The following is a 21,388-nucleotide window of genomic DNA, read 5'->3' as shown; positions in this document are numbered from 1 at the left end:
GTATTTTAAAATTACATTCTTGATAGTACAAAAATAAAAAAAGCAACCGATAATTCAGTTGCTTTTTCAATTCTATTATTTAGATAATCAATTATTTAAAATCCTCGTCAGTAACTCCTTCGTTGATTTTAACATCTGTAACGATATTAACAATCTCTATTCCTACATTTAATACTTGTTTAAAAGGTATTTTTACCCCTTTCACTTCTTTATAATCCTCATACTTAGTAGTCATATTCATTACTTGGCCACCTTGCTCTTGAGTCATTACAGCACCTACTTTAAGTCCAGTAGTCAAGTCATAATAGTAAACAGACTTACCAACTTTAACACCTACAGCATCTTTACCATTAAAAGACTCTACACCAGTAACAATAGCACTTTTATTAGCTTTCATTTTTAACTCAGGAAAAATTGTTGCTTCACTTTGTACTTCAGCTAATTTATCACCTGTAAGTTCCAGTTTTTGGCCTTGTTGCATTACATAACCAGCTTTTGGAGTCACTACTTGCTTAGATAAAGTATTCCCCATCATCTTCTGCTCTACTAAGATATATCCCTCTTTCATTTTAGATATAGATTCTAGTTTCATCCCTTGTACTTCAGCAGTACTAGTTATGGCAACAGATTTGATCTCTGCTACTTTCTTCTCTCCACCGATAGCGTTCAAATATTTATCTACTACAGAATTAACAGTTACTCCAGCAGGTACTGCTTTACTAAAGTCTGGCTTACTAGCTTCATCAGCCTCTTTAGTATAGTACTTAATAGGATAGCCTAATTTCTCTAATCCTGATAATACGTCACTACCTTTACCTACGATAACGATACGCATATTATCCTTAAGGAAATACTTCTGAGCAGCTTTCTGTACATCTGCTATCGTTACAGCATTGATATTCTTAATGTAGTTCTCATAAAAATCAGCTGGAAGTTTATACAACTCTTTATTAAGAGCATATCTAGCTACAGTAGCAGGTTTCTGGATTTCCATCACGAAGTCCCCTACATATTTAGCTTTCGCTAACTTTAGTTCATCTTCTTTAACAGGAGTCGTACGGATAAGGTCTATCTCTTTTACAAACTCTGTTACAGCGCTATCTGTAACCACGTTACGCACTGCAGCTGTGGCTCTAAATTTACCAGGATACTTACGAGATGGACTTATAGAAGAGTACGCTCCATACGTCCAACCATGTGCTTCACGCAAGTTTAAGAAAAGACGGCCTTCTCCTCCACCTCCAAGAATTTGGTTAGCCAAAATAACAGCAAAATAATCCTTGTCTGTCATTTTTAATTCAACCTCATTTACTAATGCTATCTCAGACTGAACAGCATTAGGCATATCTACGAAGTTAATCTCTGTAGCACTAACATTCCCTTTATAGGCAACATCTTTATACTGTGTATTCGATTTATTCCAAGCCTCAAAAAGCCCCTTGATAGACTTCTCTGTCTTTTTATAATCAATATCACCTACTACTACTAAGTAAGCGTTCTCAGGAGAATAATATTTCTTAAAGTATGCTTGAACATCAGCAAAAGTCACATTGTTTAATGTCTTCTCCGTTTCGAATTCACCCACTGGAGTATTCTTTCCGTATAGCACAGCGTCTTCTACTCTACGAGCAATATTAGTCACACTGTTCTCACCAGACTTCACACCTTCGATAGCTTTTGCTTTAGCCTTATCGAATTCTTCTTGTGTCAGCACAGAGTTGATTACTCCATCAGCTAATAAGTTTAGAATAGTCTCATTGTGTTTAGACAATCCATTCGCTGAAGCACCGCCTGTATGGAAATTAATTCTAGCCCCCAAGAAATCTATTTCTTCTAAGAACTGATCTTTATTCATCTTCTTAGTCTCATTCCCCAACATCTCAGATAAGATAGAAGCTACTCCTGCTTTCTCCCCATCATAAATAAGTGGGTTATCAATACTCAATGTATAAGATACTCGAGGTAACTTCGTATTCTGAACAACCATCACCTTCATCCCATTCTTTAATACAAAAGAGGTAGGCTGTCCTACATGTACTACTGGCGCAGGCCCCGCTACAGGCTGTTTTCTATCTTGAGCTTGTACTTCTAAAGCTGCCAAAGCAAACACTACACTTGCAGCATAAATATATATTTTTTTCATTTCTAGTCTACAGTTAAAATTAGTTATTAGCTTTCTTTGTAGGGATATAATCCAAAATTAACCTTTGATTTTTATTCAGGTATTTTTTAGCTACATCGCGAATCTCTTCTCTAGTGATACTTCTATAGATATCTATATTCGTATTAATTAGATTAACATCACCGTACAATAGGTAATAAGAAGCAAGATTCTCAGCTAATCCTTCTACATTAGAGTTAGAATCAACATATTGCTTTTCGAAAACGTTCTGAAGTTTCTGGAAGTCACGCTCTGAAATCAACTCAGTCTGTAATTTCTCGATTTCTTCATCAATCTCTTTAATTAAATCAGCCGAAGCAAAACCTTGCATCGGAATACCGTAAATAAAGTAGATTCCATAATCTTCTTGACTTAAGTTAAATGAAGCCATTTCTAAAGCCATCTTCTTTTGGTCAACTACTTTTTTATACAATCTAGAACTTTTCCCTCCTGATAAAATAGACGAGATCATATCTAACACACGAGCATCACGAGTCTTCATAGATGGTGTACGATATGCTTCTACTAACATTGGAAGTTGAATATTCGGATCTTGAAACTCAGCGTGAATTTCTTTTGTTATAGGAGCTTCCTCAAATTTGTTTTTTACAACAGGACTTCCTTTAGCAATAGGTCCAAAATATTGTTTAATCCACGTTTTTGCTTGATCTTTCTCAAAATCACCAGCTACAACTAAAACAGCGTTATTTGGTAAATAAAACTTCTTGTTAAAAGCTAAGAACTCATCTAAAGTAGCAGCATCTAAGTGTTCCATAGATCCAATAGGTGCCCAGCGATAAGGGTGCTTAACGAATAGATTTTTCTTCACCTCTGAGAATAATTGACCATAAGGTTGATTATCTACACGTAGTCTCTTTTCTTCTTTTACTACTTCATTCTGAGTAGTTACACCTATCTGATTAATGATAGGGTGCATCAGACGCTCAGACTCCATCCAAAGTCCAAGCTCTAAATTATTAGAAGGGAATACTTCATAATAATAAGTACGGTCATCAGAAGTATTAGCATTATTATTCCCCCCATTAGCAGTTACTATCTTAAACCACTCACCGCGCTCGATATTCTTCGTTCCTTCAAACAATAAGTGTTCAAAAAAGTGAGCAAATCCTGTTCTATCAGGGTTTTCATCTTTAGCCCCTACATGATACATCACTGATGTCACTACTACAGGAGCCGATTTGTCTTGATGTAAGATAACGTGTAATCCGTTATCTAAAGTGTACTGCTCGAATTCCACTTTTTGAGCTAAGGCAGATATTCCGAAGAATAATGAGCCTAAAACCAATAAAGATTTTTTCATTCTACAATATTTTGAAATTAGGTTATAACCTAATAAGTAGCCATATTTTAAATTATGTTACACTATTTCTAAAATATTTTTATATTTTATTAAATAAACAGTCCTATACACCACCAAATTGACATTCATCGACAGTACTAAATAAACTTCATCAAACAGATAACACCGCCATCAAAGGCATAGATCTACTACTAATGATCTATCACACCTCGCCTTAAGCAAACTTTATAAGATAATGAAGTATAACAGAACTAACTCATTTACACCAAAATAGAAATAAAAAATATTCTAAATGGGAGGTGTAAAACTTTTGTAAATAAGAAATTAAATGTATATTTGCACCCTTAATAAACATTTTAATTTTTTGTTATGTACGCAATCGTAGAGATAGCAGGGCAACAATTCAAAGTTAGCAAAGACCAAAAAGTGTATGTACACCGTTTAGCAACTGAAGAAGGATCAAAAGTTACTTTTGACAAAGTTCTTTTAGTTGATGACAACAACAACATCACTCTAGGCGCCCCAGCTATAGAAGGTGCTTCTGTGGAAGCTAAAGTTTTACAACACCTACAAGGTGACAAAGTAATCGTTTTCAAAAAGAAAAGAAGAAAAGGTTACAAAAAGAAAAACGGACACAGACAAGCTTTAACTCAAATTGTTATTGAGGGAATCAATGCAGGAGGAGCTAAAAAGAAAGCAACTAAAAAAGAAACTGCTGAAGCAGCTGAGTAATTAACAAACTAAATTTAAAACGTCATGGCACACAAAAAAGGTGTAGGTAGTTCTAAGAATGGTAGAGAATCAGAATCGAAACGTTTAGGCGTTAAGATTTATGGTGGTCAAGCAGCTATCGCTGGAAATATCATCGTTAGACAAAGAGGTTCTAAGCACAATGCTGGTGAAAACGTTTACATGGGGAAAGATCATACTTTACATGCAAAAGTTGACGGTGTTGTTAAATTCCAAAAGAAAAAAGACAACAAGTCTTACGTTTCTATTTTACCATTTGAAGCTTAAGAATCAAACTTATTTATTTGTTTAAGACAAATAAATAGAAAACATAGAGAAGGCGCTATAAGTAGTTATAGCGCCTTTTTTTGTGCACTATAGTCTCGCATCTCACCTCCTTACTTTCTTTGCTCTTCAAAAAAACTAATAAAGCTCTTTAGATTATCTATTTTATTTAGATTCATTACAATAAAGACCATCCCCTAAAACAACATAACAAACTATAAATCAGTACTTAATATTAATTATTTAGACAAAATAAAAATAACTATTGTAGAATTAGATATTTTATTTACATTTGTTCTAAATAATTAAACAATCTAACTTATTAAAAATGAAGATTAAAAAAGTACTTTCGTTATTTGCAATCACTGCATTTTTGTTGACGAGTTGTTCTAGTGATGATAACGAAATCATCAGACCAGAACAAAAAGATCAAGTAGAGGTTGGTACATCATTACCTATCACTGGTTATTATGTATTCCCACATACACCAACAATGCCATTGCCATTTAAATTTGAATCAGATAAGATTACTATATTCTTTGCTGATAATGATCAGGCAACAAATGAAGTTTATAATGTAGTAAAAGTTTATAAAAACACAGCTAATGTTATCAAAGCTGTAACTACTCCTAAAGATGGTAAAGGATATAAAACATTCTTCTTTAGAGAACAAACAGAAAATGGTGTACAAATCCATATGGATTACACTTTTGATACTGAAAGTGAAGCAGTAAATACTGCATATCCAACTGATAAGAAAACTACAACTAGAAATATTACAATTAAAGCTGACAATCCTCATGGAAGCATGAAGTTTGGTTGGTTACAATTAAACAAAGAGCAAGAGAAGGTACAGAACATGGATAAACTAAAAGGAGTTTATGGTTCTGAAGTTATCTTAGACAACGACAACAAACCAAAAGCTCAGTATGTTTTTAAACTAAATGATAAAGATGAGGCTTTCCTTTTTAGAGCAAATATGGGGAATGGTTTCGGTGATTCAGCATCATTTACACTTAAAAAAGTAGCTACAGATGAAACTAAAGGACAAATAATCTATGAAGTAACTGGTTCTACTGGTTATTATTCAGGAAGAACTGGACAATTCCTTACTGTATACGTAAAAGATATTACTACAGATGGTTCTAAAGCAACTTTTGCCATTGCTACTAAAGACGGAGGTAATTCTGTAGCTGGTAGTAAAGGTGATATCGTAGGTAAGACTATAGAAGAAGCTAAAGAAATCAAAGCTCCTGAAGCTGATAAAGTTTGGGAAAAAGATATGATGAAATACGCACATCTTTGGATACCTACTACAAGAGAGTAATTTAATTTCACAGATATTTTAAGCTAAAAAAAGAGGTAATAGTTGAATACTATTACCTCTTTTTGATATATTATAATCGATATAATCTTATCTATCGTTTCCCTTGATCATATTATATAGCTCTAAAGCCTTACCATCAGTCAGCATAGAGATAAAGTGACATATATTCATTAAGCGTATATACACACTATCACTCTCTATTCTATACTTATCAGGTAATAGAGACATAATCAATAGATCATACTGACTCTCCTCTCCATAATATACATTATTAACAGCAGAAGTAAACGCTTCTAATAAAGCATTGATCACTTTATATCCTACTATCTCTTTCTCTATCACTTCACGACTCTGATACACCTTATTAATACTCACAGAAAGAATATCTTTCATCTGAGCGATATAACTACACTTCTCCGTTAAGGCATAAGGATACTCACCTGCTAGTATCTTATCTTCATTCTCTAAGAATACTCTTGACACATCTTGAATCAAACTACCAATAGCTAATGCTCTTAAATAACTTACTCTATCCTCTTTAGAAGCTAACTGAGCATAAGTCTGTGGATTAATACTATTCTGAACAATCTTGATTAAAAACTCTAGAGCGTGCTCTTCTGGTATCCATCCGAGATTAATACCATCTTCGAAGTCAGTAATAGTATAACATATATCATCTGCTGCTTCAACCAAGAAAGCCAAAGGGTGTCTAAAATAAGCTGCTTCAGTACGATCGCCTTTAGATATAAGACCTAACTCATTCGCTACATCAATAAATGCCTCTTTATCCTCTTGAAAGAAGCCATATTTCTTATCTGAGATATCTCTAGTCAATTTCTTAGGCAAACTCTCTTTAGGATACTTCATAAAAGCTCCTAGAGTAGCATAAGAGATTCTCAAACCACCTGCCATACCAGGACGACTCTTCGTCAGTATAGCAAAACCATTTGCATTACCTTCAAAGTCAATCAAGTCTTGCCACTCCTTATCTGTTACCTGATCTCTATACTTAGCTCCTAATCCTCGTTTAAAGAAATCACCTATCGCGCGTTCACCTGAGTGCCCAAATGGAGGATTACCGATATCGTGTGCTAATGAAGCCGCTGCTACTATAGCCCCGAAGTCATTTACTGTATATCCGTATTCTTCTGCTAAATAAGTATATTTATTTAAAAGACTAGAACCTACTATTCTACCTAAAGAACGTCCTACCACAGACACTTCTAAACTATGTGTCAATCTAGTGTGAACAAAGTTCGTCTTAGACAGAGGGATTACTTGTGTTTTATCTTGTAAACTTCTAAATGGTGATGAAAAGATGATTCTATCATAGTCCACCTCAAACCCTATACGAGTCTCTAGTTCATCTAATCTATTTCTAACAAAAGTGTCACCATACTTCTTTAGTGATAGTAACTTTTCCCATTTCATCATAAGCAAATGTTCAACTAGTTATTTTGATCAGCCTCTAATAATAATTGGCTATTTATAATATTATCTTTTACTGTTTTGAATACATGATTCTTTGCCTCTGCATAAGAAACGTCATATATTCTCGTTAATGTTCTATACTCTTCTGGATATTCCTTTAGCAACTTATCGTAATAGAAGTCAAGAGCCTCTTTATTCGGAGCTGTATATTCTAACTGTAACTCAAAGCGTCTAACTAAAGCTTCATCGATCATGTGTATCTGATTCGTAGCTGCCATAAGAATAGACTTCTGTGGTAGATTATCTATTAACTGTAAGATAGCATTCACTACACGTTTCATCTCACTGTTATCCTTATTGTCATAATCTCTAATCTGGCCTAATGAGTCAAACTCATCAAAGAATAGGACAGAACTCTCGTATTGAATTTCTTTAAATAAACTCTCAATATTCTTAGCCGTTTCTCCTAGCTTGGAAGAAACAATAGTAGCAAGATTAACAATGATAAGTTTCTTATCTAAATGTTTAGCAATAGCCTTAGCTGTCATGGTCTTACCACATCCTGTCTTACCATAAAGTAATATCTTATTACTAACAGGTAGATTATACTTCATCAGTATATCACGGTATTTATACTCTTTTAGAAATTGAGTAATCTCAGCTTTTACGTTGTCATTAAACATGACATCGTCTAAAGAAATCTTAGTGCGATCTATATAATATAAAGAACTCATATTAAACAATAAATTTGTTGTGTGTTAATCCACAAATATACTGCTTATATTCCTCGATTAACCCCTCCAGAAAAGAGAAAAAAAGAACATTTTAGTATATTCACAACTAATCCCCTAAATAAAACCATTCCGCCTTGATTAGAAATAACGAGCGCGAATAGTAATCTGATAAAGAGTCATTCCGCCATCTTTATTTCTATAGAAATCAAAGTGATTTGATCTCGTCTGTTTATCTTTAACTTCCTTTATATTTACACTAAACGCAGGAAACTCAGCACTTCTCCATTTGCCTTCTTCATCTAAATATAACTTTCTGTCTTGCTCAGATGTGATTTCTGTATCATCAGTGATCACTCCATCTTCTATATAATAATCAATGTGATAACGACTGCTATCTCCCGTTCTTACTAAGTCAAATGCTTGAGTTATTAGTTCCCTCTTATCTTCTAACAATTCCTTTTTATCGATGACTATATAATTACCTATATTATCATTCTCTACTTCTAAGTTCACTTTCAGATTATCTGATAGATACTTCTCCCATTTACTTCCTTCTGTACTTGGTAAGAATACCTGTTCTGTGAAATACTGCAAATACTTCTCTAATTGGACGAAGTTATAATACTTACCATTTACACCCTTTAGGCTAACATAATAACTATCTTCTAAAGGTTCATCAGTAATTTTTAAACTAAACATATCTAAATCAATATGAGGTTCAAGCATATCTTCAATTAATACCTCCCCTTTAGTATTTAAAAGATAGGTATCTCCTCCTAGAAGTACATTATGTCTATCACCATTCCTCCCTATATTATCTTTTACAGCACCTTTTAGAGCATATAGCATACCATTATGCACTTTGGTTAACCCTGAATATATAGGTTCTATGACCACTTTTCCTTTATCATTATACAAACCAACTAACTCTCTGTCTTTATCTGTAAAACGAATGTAATTCTCACTAGAATAATCAGGAGCGACTACATCATAATAATATACATGATCTATTCTTATATCTTCTCCATTATCTTGTTTGATTAGATAATATATATCTAATCCTATATCTTTCTCATCTATTATAGTGCGGATACGATTACTATTTTTTACAACTTTAGGTTTAGAAGGGTAGTTGTTCTCCTGATAATAATTCTGATACACAAAAACACCAATCCCCAATAATAACAATCCTCCTACAATAGAGAATATCTTTCTCATAGCTTATTTCTTTAACAGTAAATATAACGATTATCTTACAGAACATAAACAAAAAAAGGAGTGACTATTCATCACTCCTTACCTATTCTTATCTATAGTTCTGGTATAACTCCGTCTCTATAATCTTATTCTTCACCTGCTAAGAAGAACTTCATTGACTTCATTGGGTAGTCTTCTCTACTCATATTACTAGGGTTAGCAATAGCTTTCTTAATGCTAATCACATCACCTACTTTGAAGTTTGCTTCTGTATATTGGTAATCTAATAAATAAGGCCCACAGAAATAATTTCCTTTAGCATCTTTCTCTATCGCTCCTTTAAAAATACCTTTTTTAGTTTCTTTAGACATAGTATATAACTGTTAATGGTACAAAGATACAACAAAAAAGGTAGCTCAGAGAACTACCTTTTAATATCAATAAAGTATGTTCTTTAAGAACCACACATTTCACAATCTTCATCATTATTAGCAGCCATTCTAGCACGCTGTAACATCGCTTGATAGTCTTCTACAGACACCTGCTCTACTTCTTCTATAGCATTTGGATTAGTTTTCTTCTCGTTATTTAAAGTAAACTTAATCGCATCTACAGCAGACTTCGTACGCAAGTAATACATTCCTGTCTTTAACCCTGACTTCCACGCATAGAAATGCATAGAGGTTAACTTAGCATAGTTCGCTCCTTCCATAAACAAGTTTAAAGATTGAGACTGGTCAATGAAATATCCACGTTGACGTGACATATCAATGATATCTTTCATACTAAGTTCCCATACTGTTTTATACAATTCTCTAATATCAGCAGGTATAAAATCAATATGTTGGATAGAACCATTCGCACGCATGATCTCTTGTTTTAAATCTTCATTCCAAAGACCTAACTCTACAAGGTCTTTCAATAAATGTTTATTTACAACAATAAACTCTCCTGATAACACACGTCTAGTATAGATATTCGATGTATAAGGTTCGAATGCCTCATTATTTCCTAAGATTTGAGAAGTAGATGCTGTAGGCATAGGCGCTAATAATAAAGAGTTTCTCACTCCACTAGCCATTACTTCTTTTCTCAAAGAAGCCCAATCCCATCTTCCACTTAATTCTTCATCTTTCACACCCCACATATTGTATTGGAACTCTCCTTTAGAAATAGGTGATCCCTCAAACGTAGAATATGCTCCTTCCTCTTTAGCCATTTCCATAGAAGCAGTTAAAGCTGCAAAGTATATCGTTTCGAATATCTCTTGGTTTAATTGCTTTGCTTCTGGACTAGTGAACGGCATTCTCATCATGATAAATGCATCTGCTAATCCTTGTACTCCTAATCCCACAGGTCTATGACGCATATTAGAATTATACGCCTCTTCTACAGGATAATAGTTTCTATCAATAACTCTATTTAAGTTACGTGTAATACGCTTCGTTACATCAAATAAGAACTGATGATTAAATTGACCATCTTCTACGAACATTGGCAATGAGATAGACGCTAGATTACATACCGCTACTTCATCTGGAGAAGTGTACTCCATAATCTCAGTACATAAATTAGATGATCTAATCACACCTAGATTCTTCTGATTTGACTTCGCATTAGCCGCATCTTTATAAAGCATATAAGGTGTTCCTGTCTCTATCTGAGCCTCTAGAACAGCTTCCCATAACTCACGTGCCTTGATTGTACGTCTACCTTTACCTTCATTCTCATACTTCAGATAAAGTTGTTCGAACTCCTCTCCATACACATCACAAAGGCCAGGGCACTCATTAGGACACATTAGAGTCCATTTCTCATCAGCCTCCACACGTTGCATGAATAGATCATTGATCCATAGAGCAAGAAACAAATCACGTGCACGCATTTCTTCTTTACCGTGGTTTTTTCTCAATTCGATAAAGTCAAATACATCTGCATGCCATGGCTCTAGGTAAATAGCAAAACTACCTTTGCGCTTACCACCACCTTGGTCTACATATCTAGCCGTATCATTATACACACGTAGCATAGGCACGATACCATTAGAAGTACCATTCGTCCCTCTGATATAAGATCCTGTCGCACGTACATTGTGAATAGATAGACCTATACCTCCAGCCGATTGAGAAATCTTAGCAGTTTGTTTTAAGGTATCATATATTCCCTCAATACTATCATCTTTCATTGTTAATAAGAAACAAGATGACATCTGAGGCTTAGGTGTTCCTGAATTAAATAACGTTGGCGTAGCATGTGTAAAATACTTCTTAGACATCAATTCGTATGTTTCTATAACAGAATCAATATCATCTAAGTGTATCCCAACAGCTACACGCATAAGCATATGCTGGGGACGCTCTACTATCTTACCATTAAGCTTTAATAAATAAGAACGTTCTAATGTTTTAAAGCCAAAGTAGTCATAGTTAAAATCGCGTTGATAGATAATAGTTGAATCTAATCTCTCACCATGCTTTTTAATTACCTCATACACATCGTCAGCGATAAGTGGAGCTTCCTGTCCTGTACGAGGGTTAACATATCTATATAAGTCTTCTACTGTTTCTGAGAAGACTTTTTTAGTATTCTTATGCAAATTAGATACTGCTATTCTAGCTGCTAACAGCGCATAGTCAGGATGTGTTACAGTCATAGAAGCTGCTGTCTCTGCTGCCAGATTATCTAATTCAGAAGTAGCTACTCCATCGTATAATCCTTCGATAACTCTCATCGCTACCTTTACAGGATCTACGAACTCATTTAATTCATAACACAGTATTCTAATTCGGTCTGTAATCTTGTCAAAACTTACAGGCTCTCTTCTTCCGTCTCTTTTTATTACGTACATCTACTCTTTTCCTTTTTAAGTTAACAATTAAAAATCTGCGTCGAAGCTAATCTTATTACCTCCTTCTTCTTTAGAAATCACCCCTGCTTTTTGGTATTCAGACACTCGTTTTTCGAAGAAGTTTGTCTTACCCTGTAGAGAGATCATATCCATAAAGTCAAAAGGATTACCTACATTATATTCTTTTGCACAACCTAACTCCACTAATAATCTATCCGTTACAAACTCTAAATATTGCGTCATCAACGTAGAGTTCATACCAATCAAACTAACAGGTAGAGACTCTGTAATAAACTCTCTTTCTATATTTAAAGCATCTACTAAGATCTCTCTAATACGTTCTTTAGGAACTTTATTAATCAAGTGGTGATTATGTAAGTGTACTGCGAAGTCACAGTGTACTCCCTCATCTCTAGATATTAATTCATTTGAAAAAGTAAGACCTGGCATAAGCCCTCTTTTCTTCAACCAGAAGATAGAACAGAACGCTCCTGAGAAGAAGATACCTTCTACAGCTGCAAAGGCGATTAAACGCTCTGCAAACGAATCAGACTCTATCCACTTCAGCGCCCATTCTGCTTTTTTCATAATAGCAGGGAATACCTCTATAGCTCTGAATAATCTATCTTTTTCTTCCTCATTCTTCACATATGTATCGATAAGCAGAGAATAAGTCTCACTGTGAATATTCTCCATCATAATCTGGAATCCATAGAAGAACTTTGCCTCAGCGTATTGTACCTCATTCACGAAGTTCTCTGCTAAGTTTTCATTCACTATACCATCAGATGCGGCGAAGAAAGCAAGAATATGTTTGATAAAATAACGTTCATCTTCATTTAGCTTATTGTTCCAATCAGATAAATCTTGATGCAAATCAATCTCTTCTGCTGTCCAAAAGCTAGCTTCCATCTTCTTATACCAATCCCAAATATCATGATGTTTGATAGGAAATATTACGAATCTATTTTTGTTTTCAGTTAAAATTGGTTCTTGAACAGCCATACTATATTGAATATAAAAGATTAAAATATCACGAGAGAATTCTCCCTCTCTTTTACAAATATGATGTTTTTTTTGCTCTATAAAAAATTAGTGTACAACCTAGTTATTCACAAATGGTACAAGTTATTAACAATGACTAACAATCAACAACTTACACAAACAACTAATTTACAACATCTTACAAAAAAAATATTACTACACCAAACAGCCTCACCCTACTACCATTAAGGGATGAGAGACCTAATCCACTTAGTTAATTCATACATTACTTACTGTAAAATGTAGATTAAGTATTTTGCACAAAAAGTCATACTATCTAAAAATATAATATAAAAAAACGGCAACTATTTATAGTTGCCGTTTCATATATTTCAAAAGTTTCTAACTACTAAAGTTCGAAAGCTTTTTTAGGATTATTACCTAATAATAATTCAGTTGGGTTCTCTAAAGCCTCTTTAATAGCTACTAAGAAACCTACTGACTCACGTCCGTCGATGATTCTGTGGTCATAAGATAACGCCACATACATCATTGGGTGAATCTCAACTTTTCCATCTACAGCGATAGGACGCTCAATGATATTGTGCATACCTAAGATAGCAGACTGTGGAGGGTTGATAATTGGAGTAGATAACATAGATCCGAATACACCACCATTAGTAATAGTGAATGTACCACCTGTCATCTCATCTACAGTGATTTGTCCATCACGAGCTCTGATAGCTAAACGCTTGATTTCAGCCTCAACACCACGGAAAGATAATAACTCAGCATTTCTCACTACTGGCACCATTAGACCTTTAGGTCCTGATACAGCGATAGAGATATCAGCGAAGTCAAACTTGATTTGGTCTTGACCATCGATCATAGAGTTCACGTCTGGATATAATTCTAATGCACGAGTAACCGCTTTAGTGAAGAAAGACATAAATCCTAATCCTACACCATGCTTAGCTTTGAAAGCATCTTTATACTCAGCTCTTAATTTGTTTACGTTAGTTAAGTTAACTTCGTTGAAAGTAGTTAACATAGCAGTCGTGTTTTTAGCTTCCACTAGACGCTCAGCTACTTTACGACGTAACATAGACATTTTTTTACGCTCTTCTCCTCTAGGTCCTCCAGTTGGTGTACCCATAGAAGCTTTTGCGTTTACTGCATCTTCTTTAGTGATTCTACCATCTTTACCAGTACCAGTTACAGTAGCAGGATTGATGCTTTTCTCATCTAAAATTTTCTTAGCAGCTGGAGATGCACTTCCAGTAGCATAAGTAGTAGCTGCAGCTTGCACAGGTTCAGCTTTAGGAGCTTCTGCTTTAGGAGCCTCTTGAGCTGGTTTAGCTTCTGTAGAAGCACCTCCTGCAGGTTTTGCAGCACTCATATCGATTAAACAAACTACTTGCCCTACAGCAACAGCGTCACCTTCTTCTGCTTTTAAAGTGATAATACCACTTTCTTCAGCTGGTAATTCTAAAGTTGCTTTATCTGAATCTACTTCAGCAATAGCTTGGTCTTTTTCAACGTAATCTCCATCTTTTACTAACCATGTAGCGATTTCAACTTCAGTAATTGATTCACCTGGCGAAGGAACTTTCATTTCTAAGATGCTCATCTGTATATGCTTTAATTAAATATTGTTATGTAAAAATACGTTTTTTTCTATTATAAATTCTTGTCGAACACTTTAGCGATAGCTTCTGCATAACGTTTTTTAGAACGTACAGAACTTCCTGAAGCTGGTGCACTAAATGCTTGGTTACCTGCATAACGCAATGGTTTCAAGTCAAAGTTCATTAACATATGCCCATAAGCACCCATGTTACGTGGCTCTTCTTGACCCCATACGAAGTCGTCTGCATTAGTATACTTCGCTAATACCTCAGCAATTTGCTCGATTGGTAATGGGAATAATTGTTCGATACGAACAAATGCAATATCCTTTCTACCTAATTCTTCACGCTTAGCTACTAAGTCGTAGTAGAACTTACCACTACACAATACTACTGATTTTACATCTGCAGCATTTACATTAGCATCGTCTATCACGTATTGGAATTTACCATCTGTAAAGTCACTGATAGAAGATACCGCAGCTGGGTGTCTTAATAAACTCTTAGGAGACATATTGATTAATGGCTTTCTAAAGTCAGTGATCATTTGTCTTCTCATTAAGTGGAAGAAGTTAGCTGGAGTAGTTACATTCGTTACGAACATATTACTTTCAGCACATAACTGTAAGTAACGCTCTAATCTAGCAGAAGAGTGTTCAGCACCTTGATTTTCATATCCGTGAGGTAATAACATCACGATACCGTTCTGGTTGCTCCATTTATCTTCAGCAGCAGAGATATATTGATCCATCATAATCTGAGCTCCGTTAGAGAAATCCCCGAACTGTGCTTCCCAGATAGTTAATGTATTAGGATTAGTCAATGCATAACCATACTCAAAACCTAAAACAGCGTACTCAGCCAATAGAGAGTTGAATATTCTCATTTGACCATTTTGCTCTTTTAATTGGTTTAATAAAATGATTGACTCTTCTGTATCTTCTGTTTTCACTACAGCATGTCTGTGAGAGAATGTACCACGCTCTACATCTTGACCTGACATACGCACATCGTATCCATCTGTCAATAATGTACCATACGCTAATAACTCACCCATAGCCCAGTCTAAAGCATCTTTCTCGAAGAACATAGCTTTTCTATCTCCGATAAGTCTTGTCACCTTATTGATGAATTTTTTATCACCAGGCAATGCAGTAATTACTTCAGCAATTGCAGTTAATTTCTCTTTAGAAACTTTAGTGTCGTAGTCAGCTACCATTTTGTCACGACCTGCGATGTGGAATCCATCCCAGTTCTCTTCCATAAATGTTCTAACCTTAGCAAATTCTTTTTCACGAGAAGTGCTTAACTCTTGTTCTAAAGCATCTTTATATTGTTTCTCTAAAGATTTAACGAAAGCATCATCTACCACTTTATCCTCTAATAATCTAGCGTTATAGATATTACGAGAGTTAGGGTGTTTAGAGATTAACTTGTACAAGATTGGTTGAGTGAACTTTGGTTCATCTCCCTCGTTGTGTCCGTATTTACGGTATCCAACTAAGTCAATAAATACATCTGTACCAAAATGCATACGGTAATCTAAAGCGAATAAGAATGCTCTTACTGCAGCTTCAGTATCGTCAGCGTTAACGTGTAATACAGGAGATTGAGTTACTTTAGCAACATCTGTAGAATAAGTAGAAGAACGACCATCAGAATAGTTAGTTGTAAAACCAACTTGGTTGTTTAATACAATGTGAATTGTACCTTCTGTCTTATACCCTCTAAGTTTAGCCATCTGTACAATTTCATAAACAATTCCTTGTCCAGCGATTGCAGCATCTCCGTGAAGAGCGATAGGTAAAACTTTAGATGGTTCGTTTACAAAGATAGTATCTTGTTTCGCTCTAGCGATACCTTCGATAACTGCCCCTACAGTCTCTAAGTGAGAAGGGTTAGGAGTTAAGTTAACATGGATCTCTTTTCCAGAACGAGTCTTACGTGTAGATGTAAGACCTAAGTGATACTTAACGTCTCCGTCAAAACCTTCAACAGCATCATAATCTTTACCGTCAAATTCAGCAAAGATATCTTGTGCAGGTTTATGGAATACGTTAGCTAATACATTAAGACGTCCACGGTGTGCCATCCCTACTACGATCTCTTCTACTCCTTTTTCAGCAGCAGCGTCCATCATAAAGTCCATCGCTGGTATTGCAGCTTCTAGACCTTCTAGTGAGAAACGTTTTTGTCCAACGTATTTTGTGTTTAGGAAGTTCTCAAAAGAAACTGCTTCAATTAACTTGTGCAGAATTTCTTTCTTCTCTTCACTATCAAATTTTGCCTCTGTAGCCTCATAATGATTTTGAATCCATTGTACAGCAGCTTCATCAGTGATGTACTTGTACTCAATACCTAATGTAGTACAGTAAATTTTCTCTAATTGGGCAATGATTTGTCCCAATGTAGTAGTTGGTAGTTGTATTGTTTTTGCAGCCTCAAAATTAACATTCAAATCTGCTTGAGAAAGACCAAACTTCTCTAAACTCAAATCTGGATGCTCTACTTTTCTGTCTCTTAATGGGTTTGTTTTAGTCAATAAATGCCCATAAGTTCTGTAAGCGTCAATTAATTTTAATACAGCAAACTCCTTTTGAAGTTGCCCTAACTGCGCTGAACTATCTACACCAACACTATTACTTGACGTATAAGCTTGTGATAATTGCTCAACAGGCCCACCATTGTATTCATTTGCAAAGTCAAATCCCTGAAAGAAAGCTCTCCAGCTTGGCTCTACGCTATCTGGGCTTTCTAAATATTGATCATATAAATCTGCAAAAAATGCAGTGTGTGCCGCATTTAAAAAGGAATATCTATCCATAATTTCGTCTAAAGACCTTTTGTTTAAATATTATATCTACAAAAATACAACTCTTTATGACAAAACTATAAACTTTTGCTTATTTTTATCTTATAATTATTTTATAAAATTGAAATGAAAAGATTTAACATCAACTATTTACTGTTTTTTTTATCAATATCATTTTTTTTAGGTGGCTCTTTTTCCATTCTTGCACAAGATCAAGGAAATAGCTCCAAAAATTATGATTTTAATAAAAGGTGGAAATTTGGTGGAGGCCTTGGAGTTGGCTTCGGAAGTGGTTACACTGATGTGATGGTTGCTCCGAGTGCATTATACCAGGTTAACCCTTATTTTGCAGCAGGTGTAGGACTACAAGGAAGCTATATCAGCAGTAAAAACAGAAGCTACTACAACAGTAGTGTTAAAGAATACAACTCTTGGTTATACGGAGGTAGTATAATCGCACTGTCAAATCCTATACCTGAAATACAACTTTCGGCAGAATTAGAACAACTAAGAGTAAACAACACCTATAAGTATCACACAGGAGAAAAACTAGATGACAACTTCTGGAACACTGCTTTATTCTTAGGTATTGGATACAGTAACGGACCTGTTACAATCGGTGTTCGATACAATGTCCTATATAAAGAAAAAGACATGGTGTATGGAAGTGCCTATATGCCTTTCGTTAGATTTTACTTCTAACCATTATAGTATAAAACAGAAGAAGTACCCTTATGAGGTACTTCTTCTGTTTTATACTTACAGTGTACTTCGTATATACACCTTTTGATATTCTCGTTTTAGGATTAGAAAAGTCACTTGCTTTAAGTAATCCTCTATATCTACACTCTTAATAGCCTTGATATCTGCCTCAGCGATATCTATTCTATACAGTAGACTAGAGAACTTAGACACTGAAGTCTGTGTGACTATTTTATGCAACTGATTGTAAACTTCATAGACTAACTTAGAAGGGGTGTCTGCCACTATCTCTATAGAAGGATCCACAGTCATACGGAAGTCTTTCTCGACTTGCTTTACTAATTCTCCCAGTAGATTATACTCACCTACCTTCTGTTCTATATACAGTACAGCCTCTTCTATCATGACCTAGTCTGTTTATACTCTTCTATCCATTAGTTCATGACTAAATGTTCTCAATTGCTGTTTTTTATCTTCCGCAATATCCATTTGGTCTAAGATAGCTAATGCTTTAATCGTGTACTCCTCGATTAAGTTTTTAGAATCACTCGCAGACCCCGTCTCTATAAACAACTCTTTCACACGAGTTACTTTCTCCTCTGCATTCTGTTCTGTACTAGAGAAATAGTTTACTAGTTCCTCACGTTGTGATTCATTTGCATTCATTACTCCTTTTAGATATAAGAATGTCTTTTTGTTTTCTAAGATATCACCTCCCACTTGTTTACCAAATGTAGCTGCATCACCGAATGCGTCAAGATAATCATCTTGTAACTGGAACGCAATCCCTAAGTTAATACCAAAGTCATAGATATCCTCAGCATTCTTCTGGCTACTACGTGCTACGATAGCTCCCATCTTTAAGGCTGCTCCTACTAGTACTGCAGTTTTAAACTTAATCATCTGAATATACTCTGGAATACTCACATCATTTCTATTCTCGAAACAGATGTCCCATTGCTGTCCTTCACATACTTCAATAGCCGTTTTACTAAATAGTTTCGCTAAATCACGGAACGTATCGCTCTCATAGTTTTCAAAGTACTGATATGCTAATATCAACATCGCATCCCCTGACAAGATAGCCGTATTGGTATTCCACTTCTCATGTACCGTCTGATGCCCTCTTCTCAGTGGAGCATCATCCATGATATCATCATGCATTAAAGAGAAGTTGTGAAATAATTCGATAGCCGTAGCTGCGTGAATGGCTTTCTTAGGATCAATACCAAAAACATCAGCTGCCATTAAAGTCAATACTGGTCGAATTTGTTTTCCCCCTAATGATAATATATATGATATCGGTTCGTAAAGTTCCTTTGGAGTACCTGATAAAGAAATTGAATCTATAAATTCAGAAATCTGCTCTTTATACTTAACTATTGATTGCATTACTTAAATTATTTTGTGTAAAAATACGTGTTTTTTTCGAAGATAATCATCTATATGCCTTTTTTAAACGGTTATCACTAATGCTTACGTATAAATATCATTCTGTCTACCTCCTTCTTATTTCACTATACAGGATGGCAATTGTATTCTTAATATATGTTGATTATGCTATTTAATCCTCTTATCTCCTCCTAGCAGTAGTACACCTATATACCTAACTTTAGTACAGAACGCCACGACTATATAGACTAATCCCTAGTTATCGGTCATCAGTCTTTCTTCCGTATCAGGCGCTATACGATGCTCAAAGCTAAAAGGGAGTGAGGTAACCTCAGCTCGTTTATACACCCTGATCATAAGCTTCTCTATCGGATGAGCAAATGCGATATACACCTGATCCCTCCCTTTATGAGGTATCCCTTTTTTTATATTTTTAGTTTCTCCAGTTCTAGAGATATCTCTTATGACCTTATTCTCTTCAGATATTCCATAGACTACCACATAATAATCGCTGTTATAAGGCAAGTCTAGCGTCACTTCATTCTCATCTGCTTTCAGTAACTTTACTTCACCTATCTCTGTCTTTATTAATGGCTCCTTACCACTAATCTCATACGTATTGTGCTTTAGCATATCTATCGTACCATTATAGACAATAGAACGTATAGGTCTTTCTACGAGATACCCGAATACATTCACAGACTCATCATATACTTCCCATACTTTCAATTCTAGTTGGGTTATTCTTTCTTTATCTAGATCTGTCAGTACATTATCTCTTTGGCGTTCTTCACTACTAATACGTTTTGTAGTTACATAGATTCCTGCCGCCTCACCAGAAGTACCATCGACATAATTAATTTTATGAGGAATCAATACTGGTAACAATTCAGGATTATCAAAAAAATAGCGTCTATCAGGCACACCCAATACTTGATTTAAATCTATCATTTGTTTCTTAAATCTAGTAATCACACCTAATATACTATCTGTAATCACCTCCACCTCTTGTCCTGCGTAGAGTGCACTTAATCTAGCTTTCTTCTCTTCTGTAGTTAACTCTATTAACTCCCAACCAAAATTAGTCTCATCCATAGCATCAATACTCTCCATCATGACCTCCTCTATAGAGGTATCAATAACCACCTGCTCTTCATCATCCTTACAGCTACTAAACAGCAGTACTAATGAGATCATGTTTATTAATAAAACTCTATACATATCTATATCCTATTCAATAATTTAGTAGCACCTCTACATTTATTTATATAACCCTAAAATACAACACTTTATTATATTTAATTAATATTTAAACAAATTAATCACTCACTAATTAACAAAAAGCAATATCATTTTTATTCTTTCTTATCTATTTAAGTGCAATTCTAAACTTTGGAGCTCTGTCATTTACAACCTGACATGACACTAAAAGACTTAGTTATAAATAAGTCTTTTTAATTAAGCTTATTTTTCAAGTTTCAACCCTAACCCTAATCGAATCCTAATTTCTAGAAATTCATCAGTAAAAAATAACTAATCAAATTGTAAATACTTAACTCGCAAACTATAAATCTCCATAATAGTCTATTATGGTGATAATGCCTTCTTATGGATGTATTGCCTTACTATGACTAGCACATATAATCACAACTCACTAATACTCAAAACACAACATATATTAACTCTCATATCCTTCGGATAGTGTTCGGTAATATGCAGTATTTACTAGGGTAAAAGGTTATTTTCCGAACTATATTCATCTCACACCCGAATCATCTCATACCCACAAACCAAACACCTCCCATTACATTAGTTACCTTCCTGTAGCGATGGTCAT

At 34.9% G+C, this 21,388-nt stretch carries 17 protein-coding genes; 4 read left to right on the top strand and 13 right to left on the bottom strand.

Annotated elements, in window-relative coordinates:
• Positions 1 to 91: 91 nt before the first annotated feature.
• Both E0Z07_RS07665 and E0Z07_RS07660 read right to left on the bottom strand, forming a co-directional pair.
• Complete coding sequence (locus E0Z07_RS07665; protein ID WP_006257406.1) at positions 92 to 2,143, bottom strand: M16 family metallopeptidase; 2,052 nt, start codon at positions 2,141 to 2,143, stop codon at positions 92 to 94.
• A 19-nt stretch (positions 2,144 to 2,162) separates the two neighbouring features.
• Entirely contained in the window at positions 2,163 to 3,482 is a 1,320-nt protein-coding gene (locus E0Z07_RS07660) for a M16 family metallopeptidase (RefSeq protein ID WP_006257407.1), read from the bottom strand.
• 369 nt (positions 3,483 to 3,851) lie between these two features.
• Between E0Z07_RS07660 and rplU the strand changes: the two genes are divergently transcribed.
• From rplU to E0Z07_RS07645, 3 genes are all read left to right on the top strand, one after another.
• Complete coding sequence (gene rplU, locus E0Z07_RS07655) at positions 3,852 to 4,214, top strand: 50S ribosomal protein L21 (protein ID WP_006257408.1); 363 nt, start codon at positions 3,852 to 3,854, stop codon at positions 4,212 to 4,214.
• Between the two features lie 24 nt (positions 4,215 to 4,238).
• Positions 4,239 to 4,499, top strand: a complete 261-nt coding sequence (gene rpmA / locus E0Z07_RS07650; protein ID WP_006257409.1) for a 50S ribosomal protein L27 — start codon at positions 4,239 to 4,241, stop codon at positions 4,497 to 4,499.
• Positions 4,500 to 4,824: 325 nt separating this feature from the next.
• Positions 4,825 to 5,823 (top strand): hypothetical protein, encoded by a 999-nt coding sequence (locus tag E0Z07_RS07645; RefSeq protein WP_131540536.1) that lies wholly within the window; start codon positions 4,825 to 4,827, stop codon positions 5,821 to 5,823.
• Between the two features lie 87 nt (positions 5,824 to 5,910).
• Here E0Z07_RS07645 and dgt read toward each other — a convergent pair whose 3' ends face one another.
• The 8 genes from dgt to E0Z07_RS07605 form a co-directional block, all read right to left on the bottom strand.
• Entirely contained in the window at positions 5,911 to 7,257 is a 1,347-nt protein-coding gene (gene dgt, locus E0Z07_RS07640; protein WP_131540535.1) for a dGTP triphosphohydrolase, read from the bottom strand.
• A gap of 14 nt (positions 7,258 to 7,271) precedes the next feature.
• Complete coding sequence (locus E0Z07_RS07635; protein ID WP_006257413.1) at positions 7,272 to 7,988, bottom strand: AAA family ATPase; 717 nt, start codon at positions 7,986 to 7,988, stop codon at positions 7,272 to 7,274.
• A gap of 138 nt (positions 7,989 to 8,126) precedes the next feature.
• Positions 8,127 to 9,206, bottom strand: a complete 1,080-nt coding sequence (locus E0Z07_RS07630) for a hypothetical protein (RefSeq protein ID WP_131540534.1) — start codon at positions 9,204 to 9,206, stop codon at positions 8,127 to 8,129.
• A 125-nt stretch (positions 9,207 to 9,331) separates the two neighbouring features.
• Positions 9,332 to 9,556, bottom strand: coding sequence for a hypothetical protein (locus tag E0Z07_RS07625; protein ID WP_006257415.1), 225 nt, complete (start codon positions 9,554 to 9,556; stop codon positions 9,332 to 9,334).
• Between the two features lie 83 nt (positions 9,557 to 9,639).
• Positions 9,640 to 12,033, bottom strand: coding sequence for a ribonucleoside-diphosphate reductase subunit alpha (locus E0Z07_RS07620; RefSeq protein WP_006257416.1), 2,394 nt, complete (start codon positions 12,031 to 12,033; stop codon positions 9,640 to 9,642).
• 27 nt (positions 12,034 to 12,060) lie between these two features.
• Complete coding sequence (locus E0Z07_RS07615; protein WP_006257417.1) at positions 12,061 to 13,038, bottom strand: ribonucleotide-diphosphate reductase subunit beta; 978 nt, start codon at positions 13,036 to 13,038, stop codon at positions 12,061 to 12,063.
• Between the two features lie 388 nt (positions 13,039 to 13,426).
• The gene (gene odhB, locus E0Z07_RS07610; RefSeq protein ID WP_006257418.1) at positions 13,427 to 14,647 is read right to left on the bottom strand and encodes a 2-oxoglutarate dehydrogenase complex dihydrolipoyllysine-residue succinyltransferase; all 1,221 of its coding nucleotides are present in this window, start codon (positions 14,645 to 14,647) and stop codon (positions 13,427 to 13,429) included.
• Between the two features lie 50 nt (positions 14,648 to 14,697).
• A complete protein-coding gene (locus E0Z07_RS07605) occupies positions 14,698 to 17,469 on the bottom strand; it encodes a 2-oxoglutarate dehydrogenase E1 component (RefSeq protein WP_006257419.1) in 2,772 nt (923 codons plus the stop codon).
• Between the two features lie 114 nt (positions 17,470 to 17,583).
• Between E0Z07_RS07605 and E0Z07_RS07600 the strand changes: the two genes are divergently transcribed.
• Positions 17,584 to 18,159 (top strand): hypothetical protein, encoded by a 576-nt coding sequence (locus E0Z07_RS07600; protein WP_006257420.1) that lies wholly within the window; start codon positions 17,584 to 17,586, stop codon positions 18,157 to 18,159.
• A gap of 57 nt (positions 18,160 to 18,216) precedes the next feature.
• Here E0Z07_RS07600 and E0Z07_RS07595 read toward each other — a convergent pair whose 3' ends face one another.
• The 3 genes from E0Z07_RS07595 to E0Z07_RS07585 all read right to left on the bottom strand — a co-directional run bounded on the left by E0Z07_RS07595 (position 18,217) and on the right by E0Z07_RS07585 (position 20,772).
• Positions 18,217 to 18,564: a hypothetical protein gene (locus E0Z07_RS07595; protein ID WP_006257421.1), complete on the bottom strand. Its 348-nt coding sequence runs from the start codon at positions 18,562 to 18,564 to the stop codon at positions 18,217 to 18,219.
• 12 nt (positions 18,565 to 18,576) lie between these two features.
• A complete protein-coding gene (locus tag E0Z07_RS07590; protein ID WP_006257422.1) occupies positions 18,577 to 19,551 on the bottom strand; it encodes a polyprenyl synthetase family protein in 975 nt (324 codons plus the stop codon).
• Positions 19,552 to 19,806: 255 nt separating this feature from the next.
• On the bottom strand, positions 19,807 to 20,772 hold the full coding sequence (locus E0Z07_RS07585; protein WP_225581565.1) for a hypothetical protein: 966 nt from the start codon (positions 20,770 to 20,772) through the stop codon (positions 19,807 to 19,809).
• Positions 20,773 to 21,388: the final 616 nt, after the last annotated feature.

It is taken from the genome of Myroides odoratimimus, assembly GCF_004337635.1.
GTDB lineage: Bacteria > Bacteroidota > Bacteroidia > Flavobacteriales > Flavobacteriaceae > Flavobacterium > Flavobacterium odoratimimum.
The sequence above is the reverse complement of the archived record's forward strand: the minus strand, read 5'-3'. Positions and strand labels throughout refer to the sequence as shown.